This is a genomic window from Halioxenophilus aromaticivorans, from assembly GCF_042850945.1.
GTDB lineage: Bacteria > Pseudomonadota > Gammaproteobacteria > Pseudomonadales > Cellvibrionaceae > Halioxenophilus > Halioxenophilus aromaticivorans.
Window position 1 is genome coordinate 2,751,972 of sequence record NZ_AP031496.1, and the last position, 20,529, is coordinate 2,772,500.

Genomic DNA, 20,529 nt, shown 5'->3' on the forward strand with positions numbered 1-20,529 from the left:
CGTTCGCTAAGCTTATGTTACAATCGGCGGCTTATGATTCGCTAGGTTGAACGATGGTTTCGATTAAGGATGTGGCCAAGCTGGCCGGGGTGTCCGTTGCCACAGTCTCAAGGACGTTGTCTAAACCCGAGGCTGTGGCTGAGTCCACTCGAGAACAAGTTATGGCCGCCGTAGCCGAGAGTGGTTACGTGGCCAATGCTTTGGCGCGCAATTTTAGGCGCAGGCGCAGCCATACGGTTGTGGTGCTAATGCCAGACATTGGCAATCCATTCTATGCCTTGGTAGTGCAGGGGATTGAACAGGCAGCGGTGCAATCTGGGTATCAGGTGCTTTTGGGCGATACCCAGAATGAAACACAGCGCGAGCAGGCGTACACCGAGCTGGTACGACAGCGAACCGCCGACGGGCTGATATGCCTAGGGCCACACATCCCCTTCGATATTGACGAGAACGTCACCGCCCCACCTGCAGATTGGCCGCCCTTGGTTATGGCTTGTGAATACCACGGCCGAGTAAAACTGCCGCGTATTGTTATTGATAACGAGCTTGCCGCGCGTGAAATGACCGAGCACCTGATTAGCCAGGGCCACAGCAAGATTGCATTCATCAATGGCCCAGAGGATTCTCCTCTATGCCAAGCGCGCTTTGATGGTTACCTGCAAGCTTTACTTGATGCTGGCAAAACCTTTGATAGAGCCCTGTTAATGCACGGTGATTTCACCATGGAAACCGGCTACGAACTCACCAAGCAACTCTTACAAAGAGAGCAGCTGCCCACGGCGATTTTCTGTGCTAACGATGAAATGGCCATCGGCTCTTTACACGCGGTAAGGGATCAAAACCTGTCCGTGCCGGATGACATCGCCATCGCCGGTTTTGATGATATCAATATCGCCAAATTCAGTTACCCACCACTTACTACCGTACACCAACCCCGACGCGAAATAGGGGCCAAGGCCATGCAGTTGTTGCTGCAATTATTAGATGGCAAAGGATCGGCAGAAACCATCGTACTGCCACACGATTTAATTATCCGTAAATCCACTCAGTAAAAATTCCACTGAATAAAAAAGCGAGCGCAGAGTGCGCTCGCTTTTAAATGAGTGGTGTTAAAAAAAACGGTACGTCCCTGTTCCGCACAACACACCAAATTATCACCGGGAGGAAGCATTTCCCGGCGATGCTGGATCCTTATGCCGCTTTCTTTTTGCGCACGTCGAATAACCAAATAAGCCCGAATACCGGCAGTAAAAACAGCGGTAACACGGCTACGGTTTGGAAAGACTCAACAGAGGCGTAGCGAATAACTTCATCCAGTGCTTCACCAGATAGTAGGCTTAGTTGATCAACACCACCGGCCGCTTCGGCTTTGGCTTCATCGAATACCCGGCCCATCATCGGCAACACAAACTGAATCGCAAGCCCGCCGGCAAAACCGGTTAGGCCCAATGCCAGGGCGCCACCTTTATAGAAGCGTTCGGCGGTAATCGCCAGCATGGTGGGCCACATGTAGCAAACGCCAATACCCCAAACGGTGGCGGCGGCAAACGCTAATATCGGGGTGGTTGCCAGGCTCAGCATGTAGAGGCCGGTGGCGGCAAAAATACACGACACAAACATCAAACCCACTGAGGATATTTTCTTGGCAATGGCACCGGCAAAGTGACGCATGACAAACATCAAACCACTGACGTAGACCAGCAGTAAAATGCCTTGCATACCCACGATATTGGAGAGCGCAATATTCACCCATTGGCCCGGCGCCAGTTCGGAAGCTGCAACAAAGAACATGGACAACCAAAATACCCAGTACAGAGGTTTGCGGAACAGTTCTTTTAACATATCGCCGTAGCTCACACCAACGGCGACGCGTTCAGTAACCGGGAACTCGGCTTTAATTACCAGCGCAGCCATCACGATGGCAGGGATGATCAGCAGTACCAAGTTGAGCTCCCAGGGTAGGCCTATTTTGGCAAAGGCGAGGCCAAGCAGGCCGCCAATCACAATACCCGCCGGCCACCAGGCGTGCAAAATATTCAAACGGTGGGTTTTTTCCTCAGGGTAGAGGGCCGCTACCATGGGATTAGAGGCGGCTTCTACCGCGCCCCAGCCAAGGCCGGTAAGCAGTAAGCTGCCCATTACAATAGCCTGCACCGCGCCTGTGGCGGGCATAATGGTTGCCACGTACAACCCGCAGGCGCCTAAAATATAGCCCACGGCAGATAGCAATAACATGCGCTTCATACCGATGAAATCCACCAGTGCACTGCCAAATAATAACGTAAGCGCAAAGCCCGTAAAGGTGGCACCAAGTGCTTCACCCACCATGGAAGCCGAATTGGCAATGTCGATTAAATCGTAGATTTCTCGCTGTAAATCTGGGGCGATGGTAGCGCGAACCGCAAACCCCAAACCGATCATAAAAATGGATAAGTTGCCAACAAAATACAGCAGCCGGCGATCAATGTGGTCGTTGTTCATAGGTAATTCCGATTGTTATTGTTGTTTGTTTTAACTATGTAAAAGAGCGGATAGAAATTTAAAGCCTTGTTCTGCGATGTGGTCTTGCGACGGGGCCAAAGGTCGCCAGATGGCGGCGGCATCGGCAATGGCTTCACAGGCAGGCGTAAAAGTTTCAATCACGCAGGCGCCGCTGTATTCAATGTCGTTTAATGCTTTAGCGATTTTATCCCAATGCACTAAGCCTTCGCCGGGTGTTCCGCGGTGGCTTTCGCTGGTATCGACGTAAACCAAATCATCGCCAGCAGAAACAATGGCTTGGTATACATCCTGTTCTTCGATACTCATGTGGAAGGTATCGAGATGGATTTTCACCGATGGCAAATTAATATCGCCAACCAGCTGCTTCACTTGGGCTGAGGTGTTAATTAAGTCGGTTTCAAATCGGTTTAAAGGCTCTATTCCCATAACCACGCCGTGGTCGGCTGCCATTTTTCCCGCCTGGGTTAACCCCTTAACGGCTAATTCCCACTCGCGTTGTTTTTGCTCGGCGCTGATTTGGCGGCGTTTTCCCACAGCGGAGTAGGCCGGGCCAACCAAATGTTTGGCACCCAACTGCTCACAAATGGACAGGGTTTTACCAATGTAGTCTAAGCTCTCTTGCCTAAACTTAGGGTCGTCATGGGTTAAATCCCGAGTAGGGCCGTAGGCCCCAGAAACCACTAACTCCATCGGATATTCCGCAACCATTGATTTAATCGCTGCGACATCAATGAGTTCTGGTTCCTCCACCGGAACCGTGAAGGTAGTAAAGCCGATTTCGTGGGCTTGTTTGATTAGGTGTACTGCTGAGGTGTCGAAGGGGGAGGTCCACACCCAACCATTGACGCCGATACTTATTCTGTTGTCGCTCATAATCTGTTGGCCTATTAGGTGGTAGGGAACTTCTTGTGGCCTCGTTTGTTTCAGCACGAGGCCACCATGAATTCCCTAAAACTCACCCTTGTTGTTATTTTTTAGCGCTCTAGATGTAAATGTATTTGCGCGTTAGTCGATACCGAGAATACGTTTTAGGGCGGCTTCGTCAGTGTCGCCACCGGCAAAATCATCAAATGCTTTGTCTGCCGTGCGGATCAAATGCCGGTTGATAAAATCAACGCCTTCACGGGCGCCGTCCTCGGGGTGTTTGAAACAACATTCCCACTCCAGCACTGCCCAGCCTTGGTAACCGTGTTTGGTTAACTGGCTGAAAATACCGGCGAAGTCTACTTGGCCATCGCCCAAAGAGCGGAAACGTCCGGGGCGGTCCTGCCAACCCTGGTAGCCACCGTAAACACCGCTGCGACCATTGGGGCGGAACTCGGCGTCTTTTACGTGGAACATTTTAATGCGGTCGTGGTACAGGTCGATAAATTGCAAGTAATCCAACTGCTGCAAAATAAAGTGGCTTGGATCGTACAAAATGTTGGCACGCGGGTGGTTATTGGTGGCCTCTAGGAAGCGCTCAAAGGTCGCGCCGTCGTGCAGGTCTTCACCGGGGTGAATCTCGTAGCAGACATCGACACCGGCTTCGTCAAAGGCATCCAAAATCGGCAGCCAGCGCTTGGCCAGTTCAGCAAAACCGGCTTCTACCAAGCCCGCCGGGCGCTGTGGCCACGGGTAAACGGTTTGCCAAAGTAGCGCACCAGAAAAAGTGGCGTGGGCATTGAGGCCTAGGTTTGCACTGGCTTTGGCCGCTAACAGCAGTTGATTGACCGCCCACTTTTGGCGTTCTTCTGGCTTGCCGCGCAATTCAGGTGGCGCAAACCCATCGAACAACTCATCGTAGGCTGGATGCACCGCAACCAGTTGCCCTTGCAGGTGGGTAGACAGCTCGGTGATCTCTACGCCATTTTTCGCGCAGGTTGCCTTTAGCTCTTCACAGTATTCTGTGCTGTTCGCGGCTTTTTCTAAATCGATTAGGCTGGATTCCCAAGTGGGGATCTGTACACCTTTGTAACCTAAGTCACCGGCCCATTTGGTAATGTTTTCTAAAGTATCAAACGGTGCTTTAGAGTCGGCAAATTGCGCCAAAAAAATTGCAGGCCCTTTTATGGATGCCATGTTTGTGCTCCTGTTGTATTTTTAATGGTTAGGAAACTTGTGCCACTTTTGTTCACTGTTGCTGGCGTGCACGGTGAGTTCGATAAAGGCCATGCCTCGTACCGCTTCTTCGATGCCGGGGCAATCTGCTGAGCGTGCATCTGGCTCAACACCGTTTTCGAGGGCGCGAATTTGGCCGGCGAAGGCCATGTATAAATTGGCGAAGGCTTCCAAGTAACCCTCTGGGTGGCCATTGGGCGTGCGCGTGTTGGCGGCGGCTAATTCACACACGTAGGGTAGGCCGGTGCGATACATTTGAGTGGGGCGATCACTCCATTTCAGCCACAAAGTGTTGGGTTCTTGCTGAGACCACTCAAGCCCACCTTGATCGCCATAGGCGCGAATTTTTAGCGCGTTCTCTTCGCCAACGCTCACTTGGCTAGCCATTAATACGCCGCGTGCGCCATTTTCAAAGCGTAATAACACGGTGCCATCGTCGTCCAACACTCGGCCATCTACCACAGAACCTAAATCGGAACACACTTCGGAGATTTTTAACCCGGTGATGTACTCTGCCAGGTGAGCAGCGTGTACACCGATATCACCCATGCAGCAACTTATGCCCGCTTGCTCTGGGTTTAAGCGCCAGGCTGCTTGTTTGTTCTCTTCTTCACCTTCTGGAGATGCCAGCCAACCCTGTGGGTATTCCACAACGACCTTGGTAATTTTACCGAGTTCGCCGGTAGCTACCTGATGTCGGGCCTCTTTTACCATGGGGTAGCCGCTGTAGGTGTGCGTTAGGCCAAATAACTTGTCGTGTTTTTTAACCAGTTCGCGCAGTTCCAATGCTTCTTTTAAGTCAAACGTTGCTGGCTTGTCAGAAAATACATGGAAGCCTGCCTCCAGAGCCGCCTTGGCAACGGGAAAATGCATGTGGTTAGGCGTAACGATAGAAACGAATTGCATGCGTTGGTCTGCGGGCAACTCCAATTCTTTAGTCATCATTTCTTGGTAACTGCTGTATACCCGGTCGGCGGGTAAGTGCAGTGCTTTACCGGAGCGCTGGGATTTTTCAGGGTTGCTGCTGAAGGCTCCGCATACCAGTTCTATTTCGCTGTCTAAGGCTGCCGCGTAGCGATGGACTTGGCCGATAAAGGCTCCTTCGCCGCCGCCGACCATTCCCATTCGTATTTTTGCCATGTTGATCTCCTGTTAGCAGGCTGATCTATCGATCATTAAATTAAACTTTGTAAAAGAGGTGGCCAGTTAGAGGTATTGGTTAACGATATTCTCGTACCACTCTTGTTTGCCACTGATTGGCGTTGGCTCGCCTTTTTCTGCCGCCAAATCACGCATCGCTTCCAGCGACAAGTTACCGGCTTCAAAATCGGCGCCTGGGCCGCTGTCAAAGCTGCTGTAACGTTGTAATTTACGAGCGCCTAGGCCAGATTCGGTTTGGATGCGATGGGCGATTTCTAGGCCTCGGGCAAAGGTGTCCATGCCACCAATGTGGCCAAGGAAAATGTCTTCCATATCCACGGATTCACGACGTACTTTTGCATCGAAATTTAAACCGCCGGTGGTAAATCCACCGTTTTCCAACACTACCATCATGCCGTGAACAGCATCGTACAGGTCGGTTGGGAATTGGTCGGTGTCCCACCCGTTTTGCGGGTCGCCTCGGTTGGCATCGATGCTACCCAGCAAATTGGCATCGGCGCACATTTGCAATTCGTGCGCAAAAGTGTGGCCGGCTAGCGTGGCGTGGTTGGCTTCGATATTAAGTTTAAAATCGCCATCTAATCCGTGGTGACGTAAAAAGCCAATGACGGTTTGCGCATCAAAATCGTATTGATGCTTAGTCGGCTCCATGGGTTTTGGTTCAATTAAAAAGGTGCCTTTAAAACCCTGGCTGCGGCCGTAGTCCCGAGCTGCCTGTAAAAATTTCGCCAGGTGGGCTTGCTCGCGGGCGGTGTTGGTATTTAACAAGCTGGCATAGCCTTCGCGGCCGCCCCAAAATACATAGTTCTCGCCGCCCAGTAAAATGGTTGCATCAATGGCAGATTTTACCTGGGCCGCCGCTTGGGTTACCACATCAAAGTTAGGGTTGGTGGCTGCGCCATTCATATAGCGTGGGTGGCTAAATACGTTGGCTGTGCCCCACAATAATTTTAATCCGGTTTCTTTTTGCCGAGCGTGTGCCAGTTCTGCAATGGTTTGCAAGTTGCTTTCGGACTCGGCAACGCTGGCACCTTCCGGTGCGAGATCGCGGTCGTGGAAACACCAGTAAGGAACGTCTAGTTTGGTAAACAGTTCGAATGCGGCATCGAGCTTGGCTTTTGCTTTGTCCAAAGGCGCGCTGGGTTCATCCCAGGCAAACTTCTGTGTGTCTGGGCCGAAGGGGTCGGAACCTTTGCCACAGAAGGTGTGCCAGTAGCAAACCGCAAACCGCAGGTGCTCTTGCATGGTTTTACCGGCAATGACCTTATTTTTGTCGTAAAACTTGTAGGCCAAAGGGTTATCAGACTCTTTACCCTCGTACTGGATGGCCGGAATCTCCGGAAAATATTCTTTGTTTCCTACAAAATACGGCTGACTCATAGCACTGCTCCTAGTTATTTTTTCTGCTGTGTGTACAACGGTGTTACTGCGCTTACATGGTCGCAATAATTGTCATAATAATAATTGTACTGTTCGGCGGCTTCAGCGTTTGGCGTGCAGCAACGGGCGCTATCGATACTTAGGTGCTCATCAATAATGCTGCTTAATTCCAGCGGATGGCCCGCGGCGTTGCGCTCTGTCCAAAAGGCTTGTAGGGCCGCGCCCAGGGCCGCACCCTCATCTAGGGTTTGTACGCTGACTGGCAGGTTGAATACATCGGCCACTAACTGGCGCCAGGCGCCGTTTTTAGCACCGCCGCCGGTAAGGCGTATTTCTTTAATGGATAAACCCAAGGCTTCAAATCGATTCACGCCGGCCTTTAAGCCAAAGGTCACCGATTCTATGGTCGACCTTAATAAATGTTGAGGCGTAAAGTTGCCGGCATTCAAACCTAGGATGCAGCCCTGAGCATCCGGTAGGTTAGGGGTTCTTTCCCCTTGAAAAAAGGGCAGGGTGATTACGCCCTCGCTGCCAATCTCTACGTTGTTTAGGGCATTTTCAATGTCGTCGTGGCTGGCGTTTAAAAAGCTGCGCATAAGCTCCGTGGCGGAGGTGCAGTTCATTGTGCAAATAAGCGGTAACCAGCCACCGGTTGACGAGCAAAAGCCGGCTAGCGAACCTTCAGGGTCGGTTATGGGGGAATCACTGTAAGAGAACAGTGTGCCGGAGGTGCCCAGGCTAATGGTGACTCTTCCCGGTGCTACATTACCGGTACCAATGGCGGCCATCATATTGTCGCCGCCCCCAATGGCAACTGGAATTCCGGCGGGCAAGCGCAGTGTTTTGGCAACGGACTCTTGCAGATAACCCTGCACCGAATCGGCGCTTTTTATGGCAGGTAAACATTCAGAAAGATCGCGCTGGTTATCCAGTGCTTTTACCATTTCAGGCTGCCACTGACGGGTGTAAACATCGAACAACCCGGTTCCAGAGGCATCACCAGCTTCCATGGACTGAACGCCGGTGAGGTAAAAGTTCAGATAGTCATGGGGTAATAAAATGCAACTTAATTGTTGGTAGGCGTCCGGTTTGTGGTTTTTCAGCCAAGCGATCTTGGATGCGGTATAACCTGGGAGGATGGGGTTACCAGCCAGTTGGATACATTGTTCTGGGCTGCCGATGTTATGGGTGATTTCGGTGCATTCCTCGGTGGTGGCGGTGTCACACCACAGTTTGACCGGAGCTAATACTTCACCGCGTGCATTCAGCGGAACAAAACCGTGCTGCTGGCCGGATACCGAGATGGCAGCGACCTGGGACAAAATTTCCGCAGGTATCTGGCCTAGGCTCAGTTCAAGTGCGTCTATCCACCATTGGGCGATTTGTTCACGGGTGCCGTCTGGTTTGCTAATGATATCGAGTGGGGAAGAGGCAATAGCGCATGCCTGCTTTGTGGTTGAGTCGTAGCAAAGGGTTTTAACGCTCTGCGTACCTATGTCTATACCGAGATAGATGCTCATGTTCTTACCAGTTTGTTATACGTTATTAGTTTGGCTAAAAGAGCGGCCGTGCTCGAAATATACGGCTTGTTTGTTCGGCTAGCACAGTGGACAACTACTGCAAAATGCCCCTGGCTAATGCTTAAAAAAACAGGCCTTGCCAACAGGCTTAATGTAATCGATTACATGTAAAAGTCAATAGCACGGACAATTTTTGCCGTTAAATCTTTGCGATTTGGCGTGCTAAATAATGTGTCTGGTTGGGCCGGTTGTAAGGGCGACCGTAGGCCGCCATGATGGTTATTAGCTGTTTGCCTCTGGGGGCGCCATGTTTGGATTCCCGGTAGGTGGCGGCCACGGTTATCCGTAGCCGGGGATGGCCTTAGCCTTTCATCTGAGTGTCAATACAGGCGTATGAGGAGCCGATAAGGCCAGGATTAGGCTCGGTAATCACGTAAGTTGGGATTTTGGCCAGGTAAGGCTGCATGGAGCTCTTACTCTCAAACCGCTTGCGAAAACTGCTACGACGCAAAAAATCAATCAACTTAAGCGAAATGCCGCCGGCGATAAACACGCCGCCTCGGGCCCCTGTCGCTAGGGCTTGGTCGCCAGCAGCGCTGCCAAGCAGTGCACAGAAACAGTCAATGGCAGCCAGTGCCGTGCTGTCACCCTCGGCTGCCAGTTGACTAATCTCAGCCGCGTTGAGTGTGGTGGCACTGCCTGTCAACTCAACGCTCACCGCTTGGTAGATCCGCTCTAAACCTGGGCCACTTAAATAATACTCGCGGGCGGTGTCCAGGCCTTTATCTCGCCAGAATTGGAACAGCTTGAACTCGCGAGCAGTCACCGGCCCCAGGCTCACATGCCCGCCTTCGGTGGCGAAAGGCACCCAGTGGCCATTAAAAGGGGTGCAAAGGGCGGCTCCTAGGCCAGTGCCTGGGCCGAGTACGGTCATGGGGCAGTTGTGATCTTCTTGACCGCCGCCAAGTGAGGCTTTTTGCTCATCATTCAGATGCGGCAGTGAAATGGCTATGGCTTCAAAATCGTTGATTACGGCGGCTTTGCTGAAGCGGTTGTTGTGGAAAGTTCCTGACAGCAGCGTGTGTTGATCAATCACCCAGTGGGTGTTGGTCATTTTTACCACGCCGTCGTGTATCGGCCCGGCCACTGCCAAACAAATTTCTTCAGGCGTATTTATATCACTGGGCAGGTGCCCCAGATAATCGGCCAACGCAGCCTCAAAGGTTTCGAAATCCACGGTTTTAAGCACTTTTTCTTGTTCGATGCTGCCTTCAGAGGCAGCGTAGGCAAAACGAGCGTTAGTGCCGCCAATATCGGCGATAATACGAGGAGATTGCATTGTTTAAAGTCCCTTGGGCGCGCAAGATGAGGCGCGGATGATCAATTCGCTTGAGAATTCGATGCGGCTTTTAGGGCTGGCGTTGCCAGCTAGCTTTTCTACCAGTAACTCCGCGGCATGAAACGCCATTTGGTGAACTGGTTGCCTTATCGTGGTTAGTTGCGGCCAGGTATGCTCGGCAATGGGTGCGTCGTCGAAACCACACACCGAAACATCACTCGGCACATCTATATTATGTTGGTGTAATACATGGATTGCGCCGGCGGCCATTTCGTCGTTGCAAGCAATAATTGCCGTAGGCAGATTACCTTGCGTTAACAACTTTTCTGTGGCTTCCACACCTGAATGGAAGGTGTTTTTACCTTGAATTTTTTGTAGGTGCTTACCCAAGGGTAAGCCCGCAGCGCGCATGGCCTTTTTAATGCCTTTCTCCCGGGCGGACATGGCAATGTGGTCCGGGTGGCCAACAATTACTGCGAACTGGCTATGCCCAAGCGCTAATAAGTATTCGCACAGGTCTTGGGCTGCTTTTTCATCGTCTATGCTAACAAAGTTGTCAGCTTGGGGGCCGCCGGGAGATAAGCACACATAGGGCGTGCCCAGTTCATTCAGTACCTGATGCACGTTTTGGGCGTCTGCCACGGGTGGCGTAATGATTAAGCCATCGGGTCGGGTGCGTTTTAAGTGCTGTTCCAGTCGCTTAGAAACTGTGGCCTTGTCGTACTCGATGGGGTGAATCAATACTTCATAACCGGCCTGGTTACAGTGTTTTAAAACACCCAGTTGCACGTTGCTGGTATAGGAGGAGTGCGCTAGGTAGGTATCGTACAAAATCGTAATAAGGAACGACCGCTGAGCGGCCAAACCACGCGCAGACATATTGGGCCGGTAGTTAAGCGACTCGATAGCGGTTTGGACTTTATCTAACGTTGCCTGGCTTACATTGGGTTCTTTGTTAACAACCCGAGACACAGTCTTGATAGACACACCGGCGTGGCGCGCCACATCGGTTATCGTCGCTGGTTTATTGATGTTATTTCTATTCACGGTGGCGAATTCTACAGCGTTTGAGTGTGCATAGGGTAATTTCTTGTTGACAGCGTTGTCAATTCCTATGACACTACAAACCTAACAACCTAAGTATCGGCAACAATTAATCGCCAACGAGCGAATATAAGCCCGGTCTATAACAATAAGTTAAGTTGAGAGAAAAGCAGTGGCATTGAATCACGGTCCATTAGAATCAACCAACGCTGGCAATACTGCGGGGCAGGCGCCCGGTCAATACCGGTTCCCCTTGTACATTCTTACATCGCTGTTTTTTATGTGGGGTTTTCTCACGGCGTTAAACGACATTCTTATCCCGCATTTGAAGAATGTTTTTGATTTGACTTACACGCAGTCAATGCTGGTTCAATTCTGCTTTTTCGGCGCCTATTTTTTAGTGTCCATGCCAGCAGGTTCGGTGGTTGCGAAAATAGGTTATCAACGCGGTTTGGTGCTGGGCTTACTGGTAGCAGGTTTAGGTTGCTTTTTGTTTTATCCAGCTGCTGGTGTGCAAGTTTATGCACTTTTCTTAGCGGCGCTATTTATTTTAGCTAGTGGTATTACCATACTGCAGGTATCGGCTAATCCCTATGTAACCGCGTTGGGTAGGCCGGAAACAGCCTCTATTCGTTTAACTATGACCCAAGCATTTAACGCGCTTGGTACGACCATAGCGCCATTGGTTGGAGCTACATTAATTCTCACTGCGGTGGCTTTCACCGGCGACGATGGACAAACGATAGCTGAGTTTAAAGCGCAAGAAGCTAACTCGGTGAAATTACCGTATTTAGCCCTAGGCGGAGCCTTATGGGTACTGGCTTTTATTATGGCCGTGGTAAATTTGCCTAAAATTGGGCACCAAAGCGATATCACAGATGACGCTAAAGGCTTTTCACTGTGGGATCATTCTCACCTTGTGCTTGGCGCTGTTTCTATTTTTCTGTACGTCGGTGCAGAGGTTGCCATCGGCAGCTTTTTGGTGAATTTTATAACTGATTTGGGCATGAGTAATATGTCCGAGAAAAGGGCTGCTGAGCTTGTTGCTTACTACTGGGGTGGTGCCTTGGTGGGCCGTTTTATCGGCGCTTGGGTAATGACGAAAATCTCCGCCGGACGGGTGCTTGCTTTCAACGCCGCCGGTTCAGTAGCCTTGATTGTGCTGGCGGTGGTGAGCAGTGGTAGCGTTGCGATGGTGGCGATTCTGGCGGTAGGCTTATGTAACTCCATTATGTTTCCTACCATTTTCAGTTTGGCCATTAAAGATTTAGGCGCGTTTACTGGCCGTGGATCTGGTGTGGTATGTGCGGCCATCGTGGGCGGTGCCATCGTGCCCTTAATGCAAGGTGTATTAGCGGATAGCATTGGTCTGCAGGTGTCCTTCTTACTACCTGCCATCTGTTATGTATTTATTATTTATTACGGTTTAGTGGGTTGTAAGGTAAAGCAACCGTCTAACCCTTAGAGTTTCAACCTTGTAGTGTTCGCTACAAGTCACTAGTTATCTGTTGTGTTGGTGCCAGGGACGGCGCTTTTTTTAACAGCAGTATTCTTCCTTAGTTTCTATCTTCCGTATCCGTACCATCGGTTATGGCAGCTTACAGCAATTCTTGTTTGAATCTCCTCAAGGCACTTTGTACCGTCCATATTAGTGCGCGCTAATTACGTGCCAAGCTTAATTACTCTTTAAGGTTCATTTAACAGCCACCCGTTTAAATACGCTCATTACCGCTGTATTGCGGATATCAGAGATATGTTGGTGGCAGATGAATAACGATAACAATGCCCACAGCACAACCGCGGGATTAGTGCGTAGACGGGTAGCGCGAGCTGTAGCTGTGATAGCGCTCACCATGGGTGGAGTTTACCTGTGTGTGTCAGCTTGGTTGTGGGCAAATAGTGCAGTTCCACAGCGCAGCCTAGAGCAATGGATAGACGACCCAAGTGAGGCCTTGGAAAAAGGCGCCTACCTAGCCCGCGCCGGCAACTGTGTAAGTTGCCACACTGTAGAAGGGGGAATGGAGTTCTCCGGTGGTGTACCGTTTTATACCGATTTTGGCGTGTTGTATTCGACCAATATTACTCCCGACTCATCCCACGGCATTGGCCAATGGAGCTTTGAGGATTTTTACGCCTCAATGAAAAATGGTGTCCGGCCCAATGGTGAACATTTATACCCGGCATTTCCCTACACCGACTTTGCCTTGGTTAGCGAGCAGGATCTGGCCTATCTGTTTGTTTACCTAAAAAACCTTGAGCCATCTAATAGCGCACCACCAAAAAATGAACTGACCTTTCCGTTTAGCCTGCGCCCAACGCTCGCATTTTGGAAACTCCTGTTTCATGACCCAGAGCCACAATTAGATGCCGACCTAACCGAGCTCGTCGCACGTGGTGAGTATTTGGTTGAGGGCCTTGGTCATTGCGGAGCTTGCCATACGCCGCGCAATGTTTTGGGTGCTGAGCAGCCAGAGCTTGCCTTAACTGGTGGTATGCAAGTGCACGCAACCAGGCTGCAAAATCTACGGCTTTGGTCTGCGGTAAATCTTACGCCTCATGAAGCTGGGCTTGGATCCTGGACCGAGCAGGATTTAACACAGTATTTGCATACCGGTAAATCCGACAAGGCGGTGGTACACGGGCCGATGACGGAGGTGATTATTAATTCACTGAGTCGTTTAACCGAGCGGGACACTAACGCCATGGCCAGCTACCTCAAAACACTTGAAGCCAAAGCACAGCCGATACAGGCCAGTGTAAACGCCCAAGAGGATTTGTTCGCAGAAGGTGAGGTGGTTTACACCGTACATTGTGGCTCCTGCCACCTGCCTGATGCTGCCGGCGCCGAAGGCTTGGGCGTACCATTGAAGCACAACCCAATCGTTCAAGCGCCGGGGCCGGAATCGCTTATCAACACCATTTTGTATGGCCCGCATTTACCCGCCAGACCTTTTAGCGTGGACAGAAGCAATATGAGCATGTTTGGTAAACGGCTTTCCAATCAAGATATCGCAAGCCTGGCAACCTATCTGCGAAATAGTTTTGGTAATGCCGCGGGGGCCGTTACCGCCAGCCAAGTCCAAGCGCAACGATAAGGAGAAATTAATTATGAATTTATCCATGTCAACGAAAAACCAGCCTTTATTGCTGCTAGCAATAACCAATGTACTGGCGGTAGCTATGCCTCACGCTTTAAATGCTGCCGAACCGACTAGCTTAGCTGGTAAAGCGAGCGCGGGTTTTGTGGTGTCAGATTTTAAATACGCGCTTTCCGAGAACTTTGATGAAATGCTCTCTTGCCCACAGGGTGTATCCAAAAATGAATTCGAAATCTATGCTATGACGCCAGAGGGCGCCCGTAAGCCCACTGAGTCGGAAGACGATTTCGAAAAGCGGGCAATGCAGGCTGCTTACGCAAAAATGGCCAATGGCGGAAGAAATCTTTGCCTCCACCCAGAGCTTGGTGAGAAGGATCCTTATTTTAGGGTATTGGATAATACTCGCGAGCTAACCCAAGGCATAAATCTAGATGGCAGAGCCTCAGCGGACGACTTTAGTACGCCGGACGGTGAGCAGGGCATTGACAATCAATTTTTACGTTTGGTGGGCTGCTCTCAATCATTTCAGCCATCTGGAACCTCGAACGGTTTTGCCATTGAAATGTTGGCGGGCTCCTGGGGAATTTTGTTGTCTTTATCCGGCGTGGATGATTGGCAGAACGATGATTTGGTTGAAGTGTCGATCTTCGCCAATGCCGACCCCATACAGCTTAGCCCGGCACGTAAGCCATTACACTACGCCAGCTATAACTACGATTCTGATAGCCGTTTTCAAACGGTCACCAAGGGAAAAATCAAAGATGGTGTGCTGACCACAGAGCCCGCTGATATGCGCTTTCACCATGTAACTAATGCATTGATGCTAGAGCGTATTTTTGTCGATGCACAGATAAAAGCGAGCATTTCCGATGACGGAGCCCTGAGCGGCTATTTAGCTGGGTATATGCCCATAGAGGCACTGTACGATTATCAATTTGGCTACCGCCATGCGACTTTAGCCGATGGTAGTTTGGCGCCCGAAGCGCGCCGGGTGCAAACATCAAATGGTGCTTCTTTTGTATTGGGGTACACCTGCCAGGGTGTATATCAAGCAATGCATCATTTGGCAGACGGCCATTATGACCCCATAGAAAAGCAATTTACATCAATTTCAACGCAGATGAAGTTTGAAGCAGTACCAGCATTTGTCATCGAAACTGATTCCCGAAACACGGACATAACCTCTACAGGTGCGCAATAAATGACAGCGAACAAATTTATGCGATTATTCATTGTGTCTATAACTATTTGCATTAGCCTACTCGGTTGTGAGCGAGACGCATCTAGTTTACGCGAGCCAGCGGCTGCTGGCGGCCCGTTGTTAGTACGCGCCCTCACCGAATCGCAATATCGAGCTAGCGTACATTCAATTTTTGGCGAAGACGCCCCCATCGCCATGCGTTTTGAGCCTGGCCTACGCAGCGAGGGGTTATTGGCCGTGGGTACCAGTGAGGTTGGGTTGTCCCCATTCAGTTTGGAGCAGTATAACCAGGCGGCGATTGCTTTATCAGATTTCGTTTTTAACCCAGATAACCCTAATCAGCCATGCCTGGATTCCGCAGCCGACCAATTTGACCAAACCTGCGCCCAGCACTATTTATCCACCACTGGGCTCAGGCTGTTTCGTCGTCCTTTGTCTGAGGCGCAGTTAAACCTGTATCTGGAAATCGCCAAGCAGAATTTTAGTTTGCTTGGAGATTTTCACACCGGCTTAAAATACGGTTTAGTAGGTTTACTCACTGCACCCAATTTTCTGCTACGAATAGAGCAAACGGAAATCGTCGATGGCGTTGAAGTGTTGGATGCCTACAGCAGGGCAGAGCGTTTGGCGTTTTTTCTAACCAACACCAGCCCAGATGAGACCTTGCTTACCGCTGCTGCTAATGGCCAGTTAAGCCATGTTGAGGGCCGTCGTCAGCAGGTGGAACGGTTACTGGCCAGTGATACTCTGACACTCGCGGTAGAAGACTTTTTCACGGATATGCTGCGCTTTGATAGGTTTCGAGATATTAGCAAAGACAGTGGGATCTATCCTGCGTTTAACGCTGACGTTTTGCAAGATGCCCAGCAGCAAACGCTGCTCGACATAGTGCAACATTTACTGGTAGATGAGGGCGACTATCGGCAATTGTTTAATTTAAAGCAAACGCATTTAACACGTGCATTAGGCCCTATTTACCGAGTGCCAGTGCCCAACCGTAAGGGTTGGAGTGAGGTTAGCTTCCCCAGTGACAGTGCCTATGCTGGGATACAAAGCCATGCGTCCTTTTTAGCGCTGCATTCCCACCCGGGAAGTTCGTCACCAACCCTACGCGGCAAGGCGATTCGCGAAGTGTTTTTATGCCAAGAGGTACCTGATCCACCGGCGGATGTGGATTTTACCCTGGCTGAAGAAACCAACAACCACGCCATGCCCACCGCTAAGGATCGATTAATCGCCCACAATAACGAGCCAAGTTGTGCTGGTTGCCACAAAATCATGGACCCGCCAGGCTTGGCACTAGAGCAATTTGATGGCGTCGGTAAATTCCGTGTGCTGGAAAATAATACGCCCATTGATGTGGCCGGAAATTTAGATGGCCAAGCCTTCGAAACTGTCCCGCAATTCGCCCAAGCGTTGAGTAACCACCGAGAAATTCCGCGCTGCTTAGCGGAACGGTTATACCGGTATTCCGTTGGTAGAGATGTTACCTGGCATGAGCGGGCATTTCTAGATTACTTAAACCAAGTGTTTGTTGATGTTGATTATCGCCTTAAGCCACTTATGAGAACCATAGCTTTAAGCGACAGCTTTTACGCCATCGACGGTAACCATTCACAATTGTCAGATACGCACCCCAAAATAGCGGAGGCAAAACCATGAAGTCCAGAACCAGAAGAACATTATTAAAAGGTTTATTTCACGGGGCAGTTGTTGGTGTTGGCCTGCCCACGCTCAATTGCTTTTTAGATGACAGTGGCAAGGCCTTTGCGGATACCAAGCAACGGCTACCCACGCGCTTTGGTACCTGGGTGTGGGGTTGTGGTTTTATTCCAGAGCATTGGATACCCACCCAAACGGGTAGCGATTTTGACTTACATGGCCACTTGGCGCCGGTGGCAAGTTATAAGGACAAGCTATCGATACTGTCTGGGTTTGACGTTAAATTGGATGGCGTGCCCAATAAACCCCATATAACGGGGTGTTTGGGGCTTCGCACGGGGGTACCAGTACCTGATGAAAACGTAAAAAAGCCCACTTTGGATGTAGAAATAGCCCGCATAATTGGTAATGACACCCGCTTTGGCTCCATAGAGCTTAGTACCAGCGGTATTAATCGGTCTTATTCATTCCGCGCTGCGGGTGCGCCCAATCCTAGCGAAACATCCCCGTTGGCGTTTTATCAAAGAGTTTTTGGCGAGGGATTTCAGGATCCAAACAATACCAACTTTGTGCCTAATCCTACCTTTATGGCGCAGCAAAGTGTGCTGTCTGCCATTAAGGATCAGCGCGCAGACTTAGTAAAAACTGTTGGTGCCGAAGACAGGCATCGTTTAGACGAATACTTTACGGCGATTCGGGAGCTAGAACAAAAATTGACGTTGCAATTACAGCCGCCGGCGCCGGTTGAAAACTTCGTCAAGCCGCAGCAGCCAGAGCCCTACACGGTCGATGCAACCATGTCTGAGGTAATCAAAACTCATAAAGTTATGGCAGATTTATTAGCGGTTGCACTGCAGTCTAATCAAACCCGCATTTTCAATGTGTTGTTATCAGATACGGCGTCGAATTTGCGTAAGCCCGGCACCACCGCCACGCACCACACACTTACCCACGAAGAACCCGTTGACCCAGCCTTGGGGTACCAACCCCAGGTAGCGTGGTTTGCTGAGCAAAGTATGCTGGCTTGGAAAGATTTTTTAGACAGCTTAAGCAGTATTAAGGAAGGCGACGGCACACTATTGGACAACTGTTTGGTGTTTGCCCATTCCGACTGCTCCATTGCTAAATCCCACGCGGTAGAGGGAATACCGATGATGTTGGCCGGCAGTGGCGGCGGAAAATTTAAAACCGGCTTGCACATTGCTGGTAAAGGCGATGCCGCAAGCCGAGTAGGCTTAACGTTACAACAGGGCCTAGGCGTTCCTATTGACCGCTGGGGAAGTTTATCCATGGATACAAACCGGCCACTAACCGAACTGATGGCCTAAGCAAGAGAAGTATGGCAAGAACGACAACAAAACAGCTTTTGGCACTGGCCGTGCCGATATTTATCGGCGGCTTTGTGCAAACCAGTTACCATTTGGTAAACACATTCTGGGTAGGGCGATTAGGAAGTGATGCGGTTGCGGTTATCACCGTTAATCTACCCATCGCTATGTTATTAATGGCCGTGGCCTCTGGCTTAACGCTGGCCAGTTCCATTTTAGTGGCCCAAAGGCACGGCGCAAAAGACAAAGCAGGCATCAACGCCACCGTAGCGCAGTCCATAGTATGGCTGGGGGCATGTGCCATAGTCATTGTGGTGGTTGGCTTGCTGGCTACGGATTCCATCACCCGTCTGTACGCAGTGCCGGAGACGATTCGTAAATCCGCAGCGGATTATTTATTGCTTAGCTTCCTAGGCGCGCCGTTTATTATGTATTGCTCACTCTACCAAGCCGTTCTTAGGGGGGTAGGGGATGCAAAAGCGCCTATGTTAATTGCCATTGGTAGCGTTTTTCTAAATGCACTATTGGACCCTCTGCTGATTTTTGGGTATGTCGGCCTGCCTGGAATGGGTGTGCAGGGCGCAGCCCTTGCCACCTTGCTTACCCAAGTTGTCGCCACGCTGCTTGGCTTTAAACTGATGTTTAACGAGCGGTACGCCATTGTTACACAGCTTTCGGATTATCTACCTCAATGGCAAACCGCAAAGCAGTTATTCAAGCTGGGCACACCCTCTGCGATCGAGCAAGGCCTACAGGCTTTTACCATTACCGCAACAACACTTATCGTCGCCCCATTTGGCGCGGTGACTTTGGCGGCATACGGGTTAGTGTTTAGGTTGTTTGTTATGATCACCATGCCCTGTTTTGCCTTATCTATGGCGGTATCGATATTGGTGGGGCAGAGCCTGGGTGCACGGGACGTAAAGCGTTGCCAATCCATCACTATTCACGCCTTGCTGATAAGTTTAATGAGTATGGTGGTTGTTTCGTCGGTGGTTTTTATCGCCGCCAAACCGTTTTTAGGTGTATTTGTGCCCACCGATGCCGAGTTGTTGGCTAAGTCTGTCACGGTGCTCCAAATCGGGATCTTGGCCTTTCCATTTATTGCGGTACAGTTGGCGCTGTGCGGCGCGTTAAGAGGCGCTGGTGCAACGTTTACTGCGCTTGCGATTTCTGTGGTGTCTTCCTGGCTGATACAGATCCCGCTAACCTATGTGTTATCTCGTCAGCAATTCTATGGTGAGCTAGGGCTTTGGTGGGCATCGGTTATTGGGGCCGCCTTGGCGGCCGTGATCAGTATCGGGTGTTATCGTAGCTTTAATTGGCAGAAGCGATTAGTGTGAATTCGAGCATTCGTCACTGGTCATTGCCCAGTGTAGCGATTGCTCTAAAATGGTTTTGTAAGCGGGCGTGGCGTAGGCTTCTGCGGTGTGGCCAAGTGATGAATAAAGGGCCCGCCCTTGGTTTATGCAGCGCTTCCAAATCACGGGGTGATCCTCGCCCATGGAGATATTCTCTTTAAAAAACATTGGGCTGTAGGTAGTTTCATCGATGGTAGCCAGTACGGTGGCCCCGGTTAAGCGTGGGCTTTTGTCGTAGGAATACCATTCATCGTTGTGCTGCCATTGTCCGCCTAGGTGTTGCGTAATTAACTCGGAAGGGTTCTCCGTATGAACCGTGGCGGCTTGGTATTGGGGATTCATGGGGTGGCCAATAAAATTAGCGCCGATAATTTTCTCGTTAAACCACTGCCAAGTGCCGGAGGTATCGCCAGAGCCATGCACGCCTACCCAGCCACCGCCGTTTTCAAGGTAACGTTTAAACGCTGCCTGTTGCTCTTGGTTTAAAACGTCGCCTGTAACGTTGTTCCAAAATAGAACGTCAAACTGGGCGAGATCAGCGTCGTTATGAATGGCGCCGTTTTCGGTAATATAAACTGACCAGCCGTTCTTCTCGCCTAAATTTTGAATCAGTGCTTCTGCAGCGGGTATTGCTTCTTTATGAATAAATTGTTGGGTTTTAGAAAAGACCAATACCGCTGGGGATTTCAAAGCGGGCAAGGTTGGCGGTTCAGTATCGAAGGAGGGCGATCGCCAAAAGCCGCGGCTACGCATCTGATAAACGGCGTAGAGTGCGGCTGCGGTAACCAAGATTAATAGCAGTACGATTATTCGAATAATCCATTTTTTCATGG

General features: G+C 50.5%; 16 protein-coding genes. 7 read left to right on the forward strand and 9 right to left on the reverse strand.

Annotation, left to right across the window (positions count from 1 at the left end):
* Positions 1-53 precede the first annotated feature (53 nt).
* Positions 54-1,052, forward strand: coding sequence for a LacI family DNA-binding transcriptional regulator (locus ACGHM3_RS12085; protein WP_345428342.1), 999 nt, complete (start codon positions 54-56; stop codon positions 1,050-1,052).
* Positions 1,053-1,191: 139 nt separating this feature from the next.
* On the opposite strand, the gene ACGHM3_RS12090 is transcribed toward ACGHM3_RS12085, so the two are convergent.
* The 8 genes from ACGHM3_RS12090 to ACGHM3_RS12125 all read right to left on the reverse strand — a co-directional run bounded on the left by ACGHM3_RS12090 (position 1,192) and on the right by ACGHM3_RS12125 (position 11,049).
* Positions 1,192-2,481, reverse strand: a complete 1,290-nt coding sequence (locus tag ACGHM3_RS12090; protein ID WP_345428344.1) for an MFS transporter — start codon at positions 2,479-2,481, stop codon at positions 1,192-1,194.
* A 30-nt stretch (positions 2,482-2,511) separates the two neighbouring features.
* Positions 2,512-3,375: a sugar phosphate isomerase/epimerase family protein gene (locus tag ACGHM3_RS12095; protein ID WP_345428347.1), complete on the reverse strand. Its 864-nt coding sequence runs from the start codon at positions 3,373-3,375 to the stop codon at positions 2,512-2,514.
* A 132-nt stretch (positions 3,376-3,507) separates the two neighbouring features.
* Positions 3,508-4,563, reverse strand: coding sequence for a sugar phosphate isomerase/epimerase (locus ACGHM3_RS12100; protein ID WP_345428349.1), 1,056 nt, complete (start codon positions 4,561-4,563; stop codon positions 3,508-3,510).
* A 21-nt stretch (positions 4,564-4,584) separates the two neighbouring features.
* Positions 4,585-5,742 (reverse strand): Gfo/Idh/MocA family oxidoreductase, encoded by a 1,158-nt coding sequence (locus ACGHM3_RS12105; RefSeq protein WP_345428351.1) that lies wholly within the window; start codon positions 5,740-5,742, stop codon positions 4,585-4,587.
* Positions 5,743-5,808: 66 nt separating this feature from the next.
* Positions 5,809-7,143, reverse strand: a complete 1,335-nt coding sequence (xylA, locus tag ACGHM3_RS12110) for a xylose isomerase (RefSeq protein WP_345428353.1) — start codon at positions 7,141-7,143, stop codon at positions 5,809-5,811.
* Positions 7,144-7,157: 14 nt separating this feature from the next.
* Positions 7,158-8,663: a xylulokinase gene (gene xylB / locus ACGHM3_RS12115; RefSeq protein ID WP_345428356.1), complete on the reverse strand. Its 1,506-nt coding sequence runs from the start codon at positions 8,661-8,663 to the stop codon at positions 7,158-7,160.
* Between the two features lie 361 nt (positions 8,664-9,024).
* Complete coding sequence (gene glk / locus ACGHM3_RS12120) at positions 9,025-10,002, reverse strand: glucokinase (RefSeq protein WP_345428358.1); 978 nt, start codon at positions 10,000-10,002, stop codon at positions 9,025-9,027.
* A gap of 3 nt (positions 10,003-10,005) precedes the next feature.
* Positions 10,006-11,049, reverse strand: a complete 1,044-nt coding sequence (locus ACGHM3_RS12125; RefSeq protein WP_345428360.1) for a LacI family DNA-binding transcriptional regulator — start codon at positions 11,047-11,049, stop codon at positions 10,006-10,008.
* 169 nt (positions 11,050-11,218) lie between these two features.
* On the opposite strand from ACGHM3_RS12125, the gene ACGHM3_RS12130 reads away from it, so the two are divergent.
* The 6 genes from ACGHM3_RS12130 to ACGHM3_RS12155 all read left to right on the forward strand — a co-directional run bounded on the left by ACGHM3_RS12130 (position 11,219) and on the right by ACGHM3_RS12155 (position 19,678).
* Entirely contained in the window at positions 11,219-12,511 is a 1,293-nt protein-coding gene (locus ACGHM3_RS12130; protein ID WP_390518155.1) for a sugar MFS transporter, read from the forward strand.
* Between the two features lie 301 nt (positions 12,512-12,812).
* Positions 12,813-14,141 (forward strand): cytochrome c, encoded by a 1,329-nt coding sequence (locus ACGHM3_RS12135; RefSeq protein ID WP_345428362.1) that lies wholly within the window; start codon positions 12,813-12,815, stop codon positions 14,139-14,141.
* A gap of 13 nt (positions 14,142-14,154) precedes the next feature.
* Positions 14,155-15,345 (forward strand): hypothetical protein, encoded by a 1,191-nt coding sequence (locus ACGHM3_RS12140; RefSeq protein ID WP_345428365.1) that lies wholly within the window; start codon positions 14,155-14,157, stop codon positions 15,343-15,345.
* A complete protein-coding gene (locus ACGHM3_RS12145) occupies positions 15,346-17,007 on the forward strand; it encodes a DUF1588 domain-containing protein (protein ID WP_345428367.1) in 1,662 nt (553 codons plus the stop codon).
* On the forward strand, positions 17,004-18,335 hold the full coding sequence (locus tag ACGHM3_RS12150; protein ID WP_345428369.1) for a DUF1552 domain-containing protein: 1,332 nt from the start codon (positions 17,004-17,006) through the stop codon (positions 18,333-18,335). Before ACGHM3_RS12145 ends, ACGHM3_RS12150 begins: the two co-directional genes overlap by 4 nt.
* Positions 18,336-18,346: 11 nt before the next feature.
* On the forward strand, positions 18,347-19,678 hold the full coding sequence (locus tag ACGHM3_RS12155; protein WP_345428370.1) for an MATE family efflux transporter: 1,332 nt from the start codon (positions 18,347-18,349) through the stop codon (positions 19,676-19,678).
* Here ACGHM3_RS12155 and ACGHM3_RS12160 read toward each other — a convergent pair.
* Positions 19,670-20,527 (reverse strand): ThuA domain-containing protein, encoded by an 858-nt coding sequence (locus ACGHM3_RS12160; protein ID WP_345428372.1) that lies wholly within the window; start codon positions 20,525-20,527, stop codon positions 19,670-19,672. The two genes, ACGHM3_RS12155 and ACGHM3_RS12160, sit on opposite strands and share 9 nt — an antisense overlap.
* Positions 20,528-20,529 lie beyond the last annotated feature (2 nt).

Excerpts from the sequence above, each read along its gene's own strand:
- ACGHM3_RS12085 (WP_345428342.1), top strand. The coding sequence starts at position 54 with ATGGTTTCGATTAAGGATGTGGCCAAGCTGGCCGGGGTGTCCGTTGCC.
- ACGHM3_RS12090 (WP_345428344.1), bottom strand. The coding sequence starts at position 2,481 with ATGAACAACGACCACATTGATCGCCGGCTGCTGTATTTTGTTGGCAAC.
- ACGHM3_RS12095 (WP_345428347.1), bottom strand. The coding sequence starts at position 3,375 with ATGAGCGACAACAGAATAAGTATCGGCGTCAATGGTTGGGTGTGGACC.
- ACGHM3_RS12100 (WP_345428349.1), bottom strand. The coding sequence starts at position 4,563 with ATGGCATCCATAAAAGGGCCTGCAATTTTTTTGGCGCAATTTGCCGAC.
- ACGHM3_RS12105 (WP_345428351.1), bottom strand. The coding sequence starts at position 5,742 with ATGGCAAAAATACGAATGGGAATGGTCGGCGGCGGCGAAGGAGCCTTT.
- xylA (WP_345428353.1), bottom strand. The coding sequence starts at position 7,143 with ATGAGTCAGCCGTATTTTGTAGGAAACAAAGAATATTTTCCGGAGATT.
- xylB (WP_345428356.1), bottom strand. The coding sequence starts at position 8,663 with ATGAGCATCTATCTCGGTATAGACATAGGTACGCAGAGCGTTAAAACC.
- glk (WP_345428358.1), bottom strand. The coding sequence starts at position 10,002 with ATGCAATCTCCTCGTATTATCGCCGATATTGGCGGCACTAACGCTCGT.
- ACGHM3_RS12135 (WP_345428362.1), top strand. The coding sequence starts at position 12,813 with ATGAATAACGATAACAATGCCCACAGCACAACCGCGGGATTAGTGCGT.
- ACGHM3_RS12140 (WP_345428365.1), top strand. The coding sequence starts at position 14,155 with ATGAATTTATCCATGTCAACGAAAAACCAGCCTTTATTGCTGCTAGCA.
- ACGHM3_RS12145 (WP_345428367.1), top strand. The coding sequence starts at position 15,346 with ATGACAGCGAACAAATTTATGCGATTATTCATTGTGTCTATAACTATT.
- ACGHM3_RS12150 (WP_345428369.1), top strand. The coding sequence starts at position 17,004 with ATGAAGTCCAGAACCAGAAGAACATTATTAAAAGGTTTATTTCACGGG.
- ACGHM3_RS12155 (WP_345428370.1), top strand. The coding sequence starts at position 18,347 with ATGGCAAGAACGACAACAAAACAGCTTTTGGCACTGGCCGTGCCGATA.
- ACGHM3_RS12160 (WP_345428372.1), bottom strand. The coding sequence starts at position 20,527 with ATGAAAAAATGGATTATTCGAATAATCGTACTGCTATTAATCTTGGTT.